The organism is Nocardia sp. NPDC004604, assembly GCF_040609795.1.
Taxonomy (GTDB): domain Bacteria; phylum Actinomycetota; class Actinomycetes; order Mycobacteriales; family Mycobacteriaceae; genus Nocardia.
The window spans coordinates 1-10,650 of the sequence record NZ_JBEXLC010000218.1; the positions used below are offsets into that span (position 1 = coordinate 1).

Here is a 10,650-nt window from a genome sequence, read left to right on the forward strand (position 1 = left end):
AATCCATGTTTATAAATTGGCCACGTTTACGTTGACACAGTTCCATAACTGCTCCTACATAGTCATTTGGAACCATCATTGTTGACGTTGGAACTCGGCGCGGTAGGCCGCGGTGTTCGGGGTACTGCGGTCGACATTGGTGGCGGCGTAGTCGTAGATATTGGTGTGCACGGCCCGCAGGTTCTCGGCCAGGCGCTTGAGCGGTTCGGGCAGCGACTCGTAGGCGGCGACGGTGGATGCCCAGGTGGTCGATCCGCCGTAGGACGGCAGGGTGACCGCACGCAGGATCGAGGCCTTCGGGATCCGATCGACGAAGGTGACATCGGTGTGCCAGCTATTGGCCCGGCCGTATTCGGAGTCGATGGCCAGGCTCTTGACGCCGTGCGAGGTGACCGTCGGGTGCGGGGTGGTCGGGGTGCCGAGCAGTTGCGCGAACTCGTACTGCCCGTCCTCGGTCAGATGGTCCTGACCGCGGAAGAAGATGACCTTGTGCTCGACAAGGGCGCGCCGGATCACCTCGACGGTGCCCGCGTCCAGATCTCCGCCGAGCCGGACATTGTCGACCTGGGCGCCGATGCGGGCACCGAGCTTGGTCACGGTGGCGGTGGATTGGGCGTAGTCGACCGTCATAGGGATCACCTTCGCTGATTGAAATCGGTTGATGCGCCATGAGCACACCACCGAAATAGGCACTCCAACCAGGGTTTTCGTCGTCGTGATCCCAACGGCGCTTGCCACAATGCGGCGTGCGGGCGGCAATGGCGCGCATGTCACCGACGACTAGTCGGACTGGCTCACCGGTGAACTCGCCGCCGCGACCACCTACCGGATAACGCCTTCCGCTGTCCCGCGGCGCGACGTGCGGTTCGGACTGTTCGTTGCGGGCTTGCCGTCGCGGTCCGGACTGCTTGTGCGGTCTACCTGCTCTGCCCGACTACTCGCCGGTCTGTTCTGCCCATCGGACTGCCCGGCCGGGGCCGACGACGGAATCAGCCGAGGTGCTCCCGCAGGTAGGCCAGGTCATCGGCGACGCCCTCGGCGGGGGTCTCCAGGATGACCGGGGCGTCCGCGGTGCGGCATACCTCCGCGAGCAGTTGCGGATCGATCGTGCCGTCGGCGAAGTTGGCGTGCCGGTCCGCGCCGGAATTGAATTCGTCGCGTGAGGAATTCAGGTGCACCAGGTCGATGCGGCCGGTGATGGCCTTGATCCGCTCGACGACACCGACCAGATCCTCACCGCCCGCCCAGGCGTGGCAGGTGTCGAGGCAGAAGCCGGCGCCGAAATCGCCGACCGCATCCCAGAGCCGGGCGATCGAATCGAAATGCCGGGCCATGGCGTGATTGCCGCCCGCGGTGTTCTCGATCAGGATCGGCACCGCGAAGCCGCCCTTGTCCTGTTGACGTTCGAACAGCTTGCGCCAGTTGTCGATTCCGGTGTCCAGCTCGCTGTCGGAGCGGACATGTCCGCCGTGCACGACCAGGCCGAACGCGCCGAGATCGGCGGCGGCCGCGGCCTGCTGCGCGACCGCATTGCGCGACGGCATGCGCAGGCGGTTGTTCAGGCTGGCCACATTGATCTGATAGGACGAGTGCACCACCACATCGATCGGACTGGCGAGGATCTCCTCGGTCCGCGGGTGCGGGGTCGGCTTGTCCCAGCTCTGCGGGTCGACGACGAACAGCTGGATGACCTCGGCGCCGAGTTTTTCACCGAAGCCGATCGGATCGCTGTCGAGCCGGACGTGTGCTCCAATGCGCATGGGGCCGAGCCTATCGACTGCCACCGACAACGTCTCCGACACGGCCGTCAACGGGCCGCCGAAAGGCCGCAGCGGACGGCAACGAACATGTTGCGCCGGGGCCACGCCAACAGATACATCGGTAGGATCCAGGTGCTCGACCCGAATATGGGGGGTGAATCCACTGTGCTGCGAACTGGCGACGTTTTCGCTGGCTACACCATTAAACGTGTGCTCGGGCAGGGCGGTATGGGCACTGTATACCTGGCCCAGCATCCACGTCTGCCGCGTCTGACCGCGTTGAAACTGTTGAAGCGCGAACTGTATACCGATGCCGAGATCCGGCGTCGTTTCGAGCGTGAGGCCGATCTGGTCGCCACGCTCGACCATCCGAATATCGTCACCGTCTACGACCGCGGCGCCGAGGATCAACAGCTCTGGATCTCGATGCAATTCGTGCCCGGCGCGGATGCCTCCTGCGCGGATGTCAATGTGCTCGCGCCGGGTCGCGCGGTGCAGATCATCGCCGATACCGCGGCCGCCCTGGATTTCGCACACGCCAACGGAGTGCTGCACCGCGATGTGAAACCGGCCAATATCCTGCTGGCCAAGGCGCCGATCGGGCAGCCGGAACGGGTGCTGCTCACCGATTTCGGCATTGCGGGCATGCGCGGCACCGAGTCCACGCTGAGTTCCCCGGGCACCATCACCGCCACCCTGGCCTATGCGGCGCCGGAGCAGCTGACCGGGAAGCCGGACTATCTGGCCGATCAGTACTCACTGGCCTGTTCGCTGTTCTGGATGCTGACCGGGGTCGGGCCGTTCCATGGGGCGAATCCCATGGCCGTCATCAACGGACATCTGCACGGGGCGATACCTTCGCTGCGCCGATATCGCCCCGATGTGCCGCCCGGGTTGGACGCGGTGCTCATGCGGGCCATGGCCAAACAGCCAGCGGACCGGTTCGGCAGCTGTGCCGAATTCGCCGTGGCGGCTCGGCGGGCGCTGGTGTCGTCCTGGCCGCACCCGCACCCGCACCCGCACCCGCAGCACGGGAACGGGCAGCACGGTGCGTATCGTCCGCCGTCGGGCCATGATTCGCGTACCAGCACCGAGTCGCCGCACCATGCCGGTCCGCCGCGCAACCCGGTGCCGTCTGGAAGTCCGGCGCCGTCTGGAAGTCCGGCGCCGTCTGGAGGTGCAGCGCCGCCTGGAAGTGCAGCGCGGTCTGGAGGTGCAGCGCGGTCTGGAGGTGCAGCGCCGCCTGGAAGTGCAGCGCGGTCTGGAGGTGCAGCGCGGTCTGGAGGTGCAGCGCGGTCTGGAAGTCCTGCGCCGTCTGGAGGTGCAGCGCCGTCTGGAAGTGCAGCGCCGTCCGGAAGCCCGGCGCCGTCTGGAAGTGCAGCGCCGTCCGGAAGCGCGACGCCGCCCGAAAACGCAGCGCCGTCCGGAAACTCGGTGCCGTCCCGAAACGCAGCGCCCTCCGGAAACTCGGCGCCATCCGAAAACCCGTTGCCCCCCAACACTTCCGAGCGAGTCGGGAGCAGCCGAACCGCCCGACCGGCGGAGCCGACCAACCGCGGTGCGTCCGAGCCGCCGAGATCATCACAGCCGCGTCTGCCACTGCCGCCGCGACGGTCGGTGCGACCGAACACCATTGCTCTGCCCGACATCCCGCGTCGTCCCGGGCGGACCCCGCCGGGCCCCGCACCGCGGCCTCCGCCATAGCGGTGCGCTATCGGCGTCGCATGCGATACCTATAAGTCGACGATAACCAGGGCTTAAGCGAATCCTGCTAAGGTTTCGATGTTTTCCGTGGTCAGGTGGTCCTGATCGCGCGTTCTTATGCTGTACGCCTGTGCACCGGTGGGTCCTGGTGCGCGGCGGGAAGTGGAGCAGACATGCTGGCCAGCGGTGAGGTGTTCGCCGGTTATGTCATCGATCGGCAATTGGGCCGCGGTGGCATGGGTTCGGTGTACCTGGCGAAGCATCCGCGACTGCCGCGGATGACGGCGCTGAAGCTGCTGAATCGGGAGATGTTCTTCGATAAGGAGGTGCGCGCGCGGTTCGAGCGGGAGGCGGATCTGGTCGCGCAGCTCGATCACCCGAATATCGTCACCGTCTACGACCGCGGCCTCGAGGACGAGCAGCTGTGGATCTCGATGCAGTACATCGATGGCATCGATGCCGCGTCGGTCGAGCCGAAGTCGCTGCCGCCGGAGCGTGCGGTGCAGATCATCAAGGAGACCGCGGACGCGCTCGACTACGCGCACGGCATGGGCGTGCTGCACCGCGATGTGAAGCCCGCGAATATCCTGCTGGCCCGTTCGGGCGGTGGGCGCGGTGAGCGGGTCTATCTGACCGACTTCGGCATCGCGCGCCTGCGCGACGACACCGGACATCTCACCCAGACCGGCACCTTCACCGCCACCCTCGCCTATGCCTCGCCCGAACAGCTGACCGGCGCATCGCTGGATCACCGCTCGGACCAGTACTCGCTGGCGTGCTCGCTGTTCTGGCTGTTCACCGGTTCCGGTCCATTCGCGGCGACCAATCCGGCGGCGGTGATCCAGGGACATCTGCAGGGCACGCCCCCGGCATTGAGCAGCGTCCGTCCCGGCCTGCCGTACCAGTTGGACGCCGTGCTGGCCAAGGCCATGGCCAAGCGACCCGATGACCGCTTCGCCTCCTGCTCGGAGTTCGCGCTGGCGGCCAAGCAGGCATTCACCAATCCGAGCGCCCCGGCGATGCCGGTGGTCGGCGGCCCGCGTCCGGGTACCGGACCGGCGATTCCGGTGACGGGTGCGCCACGGCCGGTCACCGGGCAGCCGATGCCCATGACCGGTATCCCGCCGGTGACGAACGGCCCGTACCCGCAGACCGCCGGGCCCTACCCGCAGACCAGCGGCCCGTACCCGCAGACCAGCGGACCGCACACCATGCAGCCACAGCAGCTGGCGCAGACGACCGTCAATCCCGCGCAGGGCACCCAGCACCCGCAGCCGGTGCAGCCCGCGCCGACCCAGCAGCAGTCGCATCCGAGCAATCCCTACAACCAGCAGCCGCACAACCAGCAGCCGCACAACCAACAGCCGCACAACCAACAGTCGCTCGGTTTCGCGACGCCGCCCGGTGCACCCCGGCCGCCGATGGGCGGAACGCGCCCGGTCCCGCCGCCGCGCAAGTCGAATGTCGGGCTCATCGTCGCGCTGTGCATCGGTCTGGTCGTGCTGTTGGTGATCGTGCTCGCGATCATCGGCGTGGTGTCCAATGGTGGTTCGTCGACGTCCAGCGGCGGCGGCAGCACGACCTCGTCTTCCTCGTCGAATGGCGGCGGCTCGATCGATGCCACCGCGGCGTCGATCAGCAAAGAGTTCCCGCGCATGGTGCCCGCCAGCGAATCGGATTCGGTCGGCTACAACGGCGCTAAATGCAATGCCAACAAGACCGGCGATCTGACCCTGCCCACCCCCGGCAGTCCGGACTTCGGGGCCTGGGCTGCGCAGTGGGATTGCTACGGCGGCGGCGATAACGACGATCCGTTCTACACCATCTACGTCTACAAGAACGCCTCCGATGTGCAGAAGGTGCTGAGCAATCTGCCCTCGGACGCCACCAAGTCGACCGATGCCAATGGCGGAAAGTCCTACACCAACTACAAATTCGTCAATGACGGCCCGAAGATCGTCACCGCCTTCACCGGCGACAGCAAGCGCGCCCAATTCCTGATGTACGCAGACGGTTTGGTGGGCGCACAGGACAATGTCCTGCGCTGGTGGCGTTCGGCTCCGCTGAACTGATACTGCCGCACTGACACCGCCGCACCGGGCGCGAGCGAAAATCGCTCGCGCCCGGTTCCGTTCGGCCCGTACAGTGCACTACATGTTCGGTCACACCATCGCTCTGGAGTCCGCGGTCGCGGGCGCGATGGCGGCTGCCCTGGCAGCGTCCGCAGCAGTGGCTGCGGCGCACTTCGACGGCGCCCGAAGCTGACCTTCCCCGGGATGTCCCGGGACCTCTGACGGGGAAGGTGGCCCGTCACAGAGAGGTCCCCCGGTGTGTTGCCGGAAAACATTGCTAGTCAGGGAAAGTCATGTCCAAGAAGACGTATGTGCGGACCAAGCCGCATCTCAATATCGGCACCATGGGTCATGTCGATCACGGGAAGACCACATTGACCGCCGCCATTACCAAGGTGCTCGCCGAGCGCGGCGGCGGCAGCTTCGTGCCGTTCGAGCGGATCGACCGGGCGCCGGAGGAGGCGCTGCGCGGGATCACCATCAATATCGCGCACGTCGAATATGAAACCGCCACAAGGCATTACGCGCATATCGATATGCCGGGGCATGCCGATTTCGTGAAGAATATGATCACCGGCGCTTCCCAGCTCGACGGGGCCATTCTGGTGGTCTCGGCGCAGGATGGCGTAATGCCGCAGACGGCCGAGCATGTGCTGCTCGCGCGTCAGGTCGGGGTGGAGCACATCGTGGTGGCGCTGAACAAGGCCGATGCGGGTGATCCGGAACTGCTCGACCTGATCGAGCTGGAGGTGCGTGAGCTGCTCCTCGCCCAGGGATATCCGGGAGCCGAGCTGCCGGTCGTGCGGGTCTCGGGTCTGCGTGCGCTGGAAGGGGATTCGCGGTGGACCGCCGCGCTGCTCGACCTGCTGGACGCCGTGGACACCCACGTGCCGACACCGGTCCGGTACACCGACGCGCCCTTCCTGCTGCCGGTGGAGAACGTCCTGACCATTACCGGTCGGGGCACCGTCATCACCGGTGCGGTGGAGCGCGGCCGGATCCGGCTCGGCGACCGGGTACAGCTGTTCGGCGGCGAGGAGCTGACCTGTGTTGTCACCGGGGTCGAAACCTTCGGCCGGACAATGGAGTTCGCGGAAGCGGGCGACAATGTTGCATTGCTGCTGCGCGGTGTGCAGCGCGGTCAGGTGCGTCGCGGCCAGGTCGCGGCGGCGCCGGACAGCATCGCGGTGCACAGCCGGTTCACGGCGCGCGTGTACCTGCTCGGTACCGCTGAGGGTGGTCGGCGCACACCGATCAGTACCGGCTACCGCCCGCAGTTCTACGTGCGCACCGGTGACGTCGTCGGCAACGTCACCCTGCCCGACGGCATCGCGGTCGCCCGCCCCGGCGAAACCATCGACCTCACGGTCGAATTGGGCCGCCCGGTTCCGCTGGAGCCGGACCTCGGCTTCGCCATCCGCGAGGGCGGTCGGACCGTCGGCGCAGGCACCGTGCTGACCGTGGGCTAACCCAAAGAGTGGGGTGCTGGGTAACCGCCCGGCGCCCCACTCACTGGTGTCGTGCACCCGCATTACTGGTCACCTCCCATCGATGGGATCAGCTGGCTCTCCGCGTCATTAGCCTGACCGGCATGAGCGTGTATAACGAACAGCTCCAACACCTGGGCCAGCGGGCGGCGCAACTCATCGACTACGCCGAGGATCTCGACGAATCAACACGTGATCTGGTTTACCTCACCGTCCTGGCCGCGGACTTCGACTACCAGGTGAAGAACGGTGGCTTCGGACAGCTGATCTACAACTTGGGACCTGAGCGGTTGGAGCAATGCGACGGCATGCTGCGCGCGGTGGGTGCGCCGGTCGCGCTGTCCTTTTATGTACGCGCGGTAACGCGCTGCGCTGAGGACTTGGTGGACTACAACCAATTCATGGCCGACTTCACTGCGCCAACCAAGATCGGCCAAGACCTGACACTACTCAGTGTCGAGTACCTCCGTGGCGACACCAGCTTCGATGACGAGATCGCCGAATTTCTCAACGATGTGACTGCCCGACTCTAGCCACGCATCGGTTCGGTCAGCCGGAACACGCCGCGGGGCACCACGCTCAGACTCCGCAGCCGCTGCCGTAAGGACACTGCGTATGTCGTAATAGCTATACCGTCTGCGAGGTCTTCACTGCTTGTGCGGCAACTTCATTCGCTTGGCTGCAAGTGTGTTGCGGGGGTTGCTCAGGTTGCGGGTGGGTGCCCGCGGTGAGTGCCCAGAGGCGGCCGGGTGGGGCGTAGTGGTCGTGCGTCGGGCGGTGGGTTGGTGAGGGCGGAGATCGGGTTAGTGTGCCTGGAGTTTTGCGATGCGGGCGCCGACGAGCAGGGCGGTTACTGCGACGATGCCGACCACTGTGATCAATCGGTTGATATCGACTGCTGGCTGCCAGTGCACCTTGCCGTCTTTGATGACGTAGGCGCCGACCGGTTTGGCGCCCATTCCGAAGCCGCCGCCGGATCCTTCCTGGCCTTCTTCATTGGTGCCGACTCCGCCGCCACCGCCACCGATGATCGCGGCGGCCGCGATCACGGTTGTGCCGTCGCGTTCGACAGGGTCGGCGAATACTCGCTTCGCCGTCATCGAATCCTTCGCGGTAGCGAGGACGTCCGTGACATTCATGGCATTGCCTCCGTCGTATTCTCGATCAGAATGGCCGTTTAGTTCAGTGTCGACCGGTGCCACCGGATGAGTGGAGGGCCGATGGACCCGGGGTGATGGGCAGAACGGCACCGTCGGACGCGGCTCAGGGCTCGAGGTAGAGGCGTTCGCAGGGTAGGCGCGGCAGGGTGGTGGTGTCGGCGAGGTCGACGGTTACGGCGTCGGCGTAGTGCTGGGCTTGGTGTTCTTGGACGAAGAGCAGGGCGGCGGTGAGGCAGGCGACGTAGTCGAAGCGGGCGCCGTGCAGGAAGACGCTCAGGTGGACATCGGGCTCGGACGGACGTGGAGATGTGTTGGCGCTCATGGTCGCTCGCTGCGGGCAATGCTGTGGTGCGGTGGCAATCCGGCGCAGATGCGGATGGCGTCCAGCACCACGCGGCCGGATGGCCGGAAGGTGCAGCGGGGTGGTTCCACCCAGCGCCGGAACTCGACGCACTGGTCGGTGGGCGAGGGGAGTGCGATGGTGCCGCCGGTGCGCACCACCGAAACGTCGAGGCGGAACATCTCCGCGAACAGACGCACCTCATCGGGCAGATCCGGCCGGATCAGATAGGTCCACCGGTTCGAGCGCGGATGTGACACGATCGGCCCGAGATCCGAATCCTGCTGTTGCATACGCACTTTGACCGCCTGCCCGAGTTGCGCTGGCATGACGATGCCCCACACATGGTCAGCTTTCATTATGATCCGACCGAGGTGCGGTGGATCGATATGCGCGGGCAGATCGCACACCCGCCGATAGAAGTGGCAGCGGGACAGTGGAGTGTCCCCGAAAGCTACATGGTCCATCTTGTTGAGACCCCTGCTCGCATCGGAGTGATTCGGTGCGCCCGGCCCCCGACAACCCCTGACCGTCCCCGGGGCGGAAGTGAACTGCGCGAGGGGTTCTCGGTCCGTTCTCCCTGCCGGGCGCAGAGGTAGCAGACCATCGGGTGACCCGACCGTCGGGCCAATTTGGGTTTCTCAAAGAGATTGCGTCAAAAGGGCAGGAGCACGGTCAGGGCTATGCGATAGTTCATCGCACGCTCGGTGCAAGGGGAGCCGCAGAAGGGGAGCATGCGACATGTCAGAAACCGGCAGCACGGTGCCGCGGCGGCAATTGGGCCGCTACTTGCGAGACCTCCGTACCCAGACCGGAATGACCATTCCGCAGGTTGCGAAGCTGATCGAACGAAGCCCGAGCACGCTACAACGCATCGAGAAGGGAGAACTGCCCCAGAAAATCCGGACGGTCGACATCCGTGAGCTGTGCAGTGTCCTCGGTGCCGATGACACCATGACTGCCGCGCTCACCGGTCTTGCCGAGCAAGCGAACGTCAAGAGTTGGTGGCATGAGTACGGGAACCTGATTCCGAAGGACTTCGATGTCTACATGGGCTTGGAATCGGCTGCGGAGTCGCTGACTTCGTACTCGCCCGATGCGGTAGTCGGGCTGTTGCAGCACTCTGACTATGTGCGGGTGCTGGCGCGCGACGTCTACCCGGAAGGAACACCTGACGAAATCGAGCAGCGGGTGCACCTCAAGCAGCGGCGACAAACGCTGATCACGCGGAAGCGACAACCAGCCAAGCTGGCCGTTGTTCTGGGTGAGGCTTCGCTACGGCGGGTTGTCGGGAGTCGAAAGACCATGTCCAATCAGCTCAAACACCTTGCGGACATCAGCACTTTGCCGAACGTCTCCCTGCGGATTCTGCGGTTCGATGCCGGTATCCCCATGGGGGATCCGCTGGGACGGTTCATCGTTCTGGACTTCGGGCTCGACGCAAGAGGAGCGTCGATAGAGCCGTCCGTGGTCTACCTCGAGACGTTCACCGGGGATATGTACTTGGAAAAACGGATTGATGTGCAGAGCTACCATGAGGCGCATCAGGCCATTCAGCGTGCGGCGTTGGATGAGCAGGCGAGTAGAGACCTGTTACGACAGGTAGCAAGGGAGTTTTCCGCGTGACCGACAAGTACGACGTGGACCTTTCGGGGGCGCGCTGGTTCACCAGTTCACGCACATCGGGTGGCAAGGAATGCGTTGAGGTTGCCTTCCTCGACGGAGGAATGGTCGGTGTACGCGATTCCAAGAACCGCCCCGGCCCGGCGCTGATCTTCACCCCCGGTGAGTGGGATGCGTTCACCGCTGGTGTGAACGATGGTGAGTTCGATCGGCCGTAAGTCCGATGAATGGCAGTTCGGCGATGCGAGATTGCGAGGGAGTCCGCAGCGTGACTGACAAGTATGACGTTGACCTCTCCGGCGCGAAGTGGTTCAAGAGCAGCCGGAGCGACGCAACAAAGGATTGTGTGGAGGTCGTGTTCATCGACGGGGGCATGGTCGGTGTGCGTGACTCCAAGAACCCCACCGTCCCGGCGCTGATCTTCACGGCGGGTGTCATCATAAATCATTTATAGATGTTCATAGTCAATTCGCTGGATTAGCAGATATGATTAATGTTTTTGCT

At 64.9% G+C, this 10,650-nt stretch carries 12 protein-coding genes and 2 pseudogenes; 8 read left to right on the plus strand and 6 right to left on the minus strand.

Annotated elements, in window-relative coordinates; all coding sequences use genetic code 11:
- Positions 1 to 93 precede the first annotated feature (93 nt).
- Positions 94 to 630: pseudogene (locus ABZW16_RS40840) on the minus strand (TauD/TfdA family dioxygenase); the annotation flags it as partial.
- Between the two features lie 31 nt (positions 631 to 661).
- Between ABZW16_RS40840 and ABZW16_RS40845 the strand changes: the two are divergent.
- A complete protein-coding gene (locus tag ABZW16_RS40845) occupies positions 662 to 784 on the plus strand; it encodes a hypothetical protein (protein ID WP_354961521.1) in 123 nt (40 codons plus the stop codon).
- Between the two features lie 205 nt (positions 785 to 989).
- Here the strand turns inward: ABZW16_RS40845 and ABZW16_RS40850 are convergent, their stop codons facing one another.
- A complete protein-coding gene (locus ABZW16_RS40850) occupies positions 990 to 1,760 on the minus strand; it encodes a deoxyribonuclease IV (RefSeq protein WP_354961522.1) in 771 nt (256 codons plus the stop codon).
- Positions 1,761 to 1,907: 147 nt separating this feature from the next.
- On the opposite strand from ABZW16_RS40850, the pseudogene ABZW16_RS40855 reads away from it, so the two are divergent.
- Positions 1,908 to 2,642 (plus strand): annotated as a pseudogene (locus ABZW16_RS40855) (serine/threonine-protein kinase); the annotation flags it as partial.
- 25 nt (positions 2,643 to 2,667) lie between these two features.
- On the opposite strand, the gene ABZW16_RS40860 reads toward ABZW16_RS40855, so the two are convergent.
- Positions 2,668 to 3,237 carry a hypothetical protein gene (locus ABZW16_RS40860; protein ID WP_354961532.1) on the minus strand — a complete coding sequence of 190 codons (570 nt, stop codon included), beginning with the start codon at positions 3,235 to 3,237 and terminating at the stop codon, positions 2,668 to 2,670.
- A 400-nt stretch (positions 3,238 to 3,637) separates the two neighbouring features.
- Between ABZW16_RS40860 and ABZW16_RS40865 the strand changes: the two genes are divergently transcribed.
- From ABZW16_RS40865 to ABZW16_RS40875, 3 genes are all read left to right on the plus strand, one after another.
- A complete protein-coding gene (locus tag ABZW16_RS40865) occupies positions 3,638 to 5,536 on the plus strand; it encodes a protein kinase (protein WP_354961523.1) in 1,899 nt (632 codons plus the stop codon).
- A gap of 293 nt (positions 5,537 to 5,829) precedes the next feature.
- Positions 5,830 to 7,005, plus strand: coding sequence for an elongation factor Tu (gene tuf / locus ABZW16_RS40870; protein ID WP_354961524.1), 1,176 nt, complete (start codon positions 5,830 to 5,832; stop codon positions 7,003 to 7,005).
- Between the two features lie 122 nt (positions 7,006 to 7,127).
- A complete protein-coding gene (locus ABZW16_RS40875; RefSeq protein ID WP_354961525.1) occupies positions 7,128 to 7,556 on the plus strand; it encodes a hypothetical protein in 429 nt (142 codons plus the stop codon).
- Between the two features lie 270 nt (positions 7,557 to 7,826).
- On the opposite strand, the gene ABZW16_RS40880 is transcribed toward ABZW16_RS40875, so the two are convergent.
- From ABZW16_RS40880 to ABZW16_RS40890, 3 genes are all read right to left on the minus strand, one after another.
- A complete protein-coding gene (locus ABZW16_RS40880; RefSeq protein WP_354961526.1) occupies positions 7,827 to 8,162 on the minus strand; it encodes a sporulation protein in 336 nt (111 codons plus the stop codon).
- Positions 8,163 to 8,286: 124 nt separating this feature from the next.
- Positions 8,287 to 8,505 carry a hypothetical protein gene (locus ABZW16_RS40885; protein WP_354961527.1) on the minus strand — a complete coding sequence of 73 codons (219 nt, stop codon included), beginning with the start codon at positions 8,503 to 8,505 and terminating at the stop codon, positions 8,287 to 8,289.
- The gene (locus ABZW16_RS40890) at positions 8,502 to 8,882 is read right to left on the minus strand and encodes a DNA-directed RNA polymerase subunit beta (RefSeq protein ID WP_354961528.1); all 381 of its coding nucleotides are present in this window, start codon (positions 8,880 to 8,882) and stop codon (positions 8,502 to 8,504) included. Before ABZW16_RS40890 ends, ABZW16_RS40885 begins: the two co-directional genes overlap by 4 nt.
- Positions 8,883 to 9,264: 382 nt before the next feature.
- On the opposite strand from ABZW16_RS40890, the gene ABZW16_RS40895 reads away from it, so the two are divergent.
- The 3 genes from ABZW16_RS40895 to ABZW16_RS40905 are packed head-to-tail and all read left to right on the plus strand — an operon-like array spanning position 9,265 to position 10,600.
- Entirely contained in the window at positions 9,265 to 10,149 is an 885-nt protein-coding gene (locus ABZW16_RS40895; RefSeq protein ID WP_354961529.1) for a helix-turn-helix transcriptional regulator, read from the plus strand.
- On the plus strand, positions 10,146 to 10,364 hold the full coding sequence (locus ABZW16_RS40900) for a DUF397 domain-containing protein (RefSeq protein WP_354961530.1): 219 nt from the start codon (positions 10,146 to 10,148) through the stop codon (positions 10,362 to 10,364). Before ABZW16_RS40895 ends, ABZW16_RS40900 begins: the two co-directional genes overlap by 4 nt.
- Positions 10,365 to 10,414: 50 nt before the next feature.
- Positions 10,415 to 10,600 (plus strand): DUF397 domain-containing protein, encoded by a 186-nt coding sequence (locus ABZW16_RS40905; protein ID WP_354961531.1) that lies wholly within the window; start codon positions 10,415 to 10,417, stop codon positions 10,598 to 10,600.
- Positions 10,601 to 10,650 lie beyond the last annotated feature (50 nt).

What these genes read in the sequence shown, in the direction of transcription:
- ABZW16_RS40845 (WP_354961521.1), top strand. Translation starts at nt 662, where the DNA reads ATGCGCCATGAGCACACCACCGAAATAGGCACTCCAACCAGGGTTTTC.
- ABZW16_RS40850 (WP_354961522.1), bottom strand. Translation starts at nt 1,760, where the DNA reads ATGCGCATTGGAGCACACGTCCGGCTCGACAGCGATCCGATCGGCTTC.
- ABZW16_RS40860 (WP_354961532.1), bottom strand. Translation starts at nt 3,237, where the DNA reads ATGGCGCCGAGTTTCCGGAGGGCGCTGCGTTTCGGGACGGCACCGAGT.
- ABZW16_RS40865 (WP_354961523.1), top strand. Translation starts at nt 3,638, where the DNA reads ATGCTGGCCAGCGGTGAGGTGTTCGCCGGTTATGTCATCGATCGGCAA.
- tuf (WP_354961524.1), top strand. Translation starts at nt 5,830, where the DNA reads ATGTCCAAGAAGACGTATGTGCGGACCAAGCCGCATCTCAATATCGGC.
- ABZW16_RS40875 (WP_354961525.1), top strand. Translation starts at nt 7,128, where the DNA reads ATGAGCGTGTATAACGAACAGCTCCAACACCTGGGCCAGCGGGCGGCG.
- ABZW16_RS40880 (WP_354961526.1), bottom strand. Translation starts at nt 8,162, where the DNA reads ATGAATGTCACGGACGTCCTCGCTACCGCGAAGGATTCGATGACGGCG.
- ABZW16_RS40885 (WP_354961527.1), bottom strand. Translation starts at nt 8,505, where the DNA reads ATGAGCGCCAACACATCTCCACGTCCGTCCGAGCCCGATGTCCACCTG.
- ABZW16_RS40890 (WP_354961528.1), bottom strand. Translation starts at nt 8,882, where the DNA reads ATGAAAGCTGACCATGTGTGGGGCATCGTCATGCCAGCGCAACTCGGG.
- ABZW16_RS40895 (WP_354961529.1), top strand. Translation starts at nt 9,265, where the DNA reads ATGTCAGAAACCGGCAGCACGGTGCCGCGGCGGCAATTGGGCCGCTAC.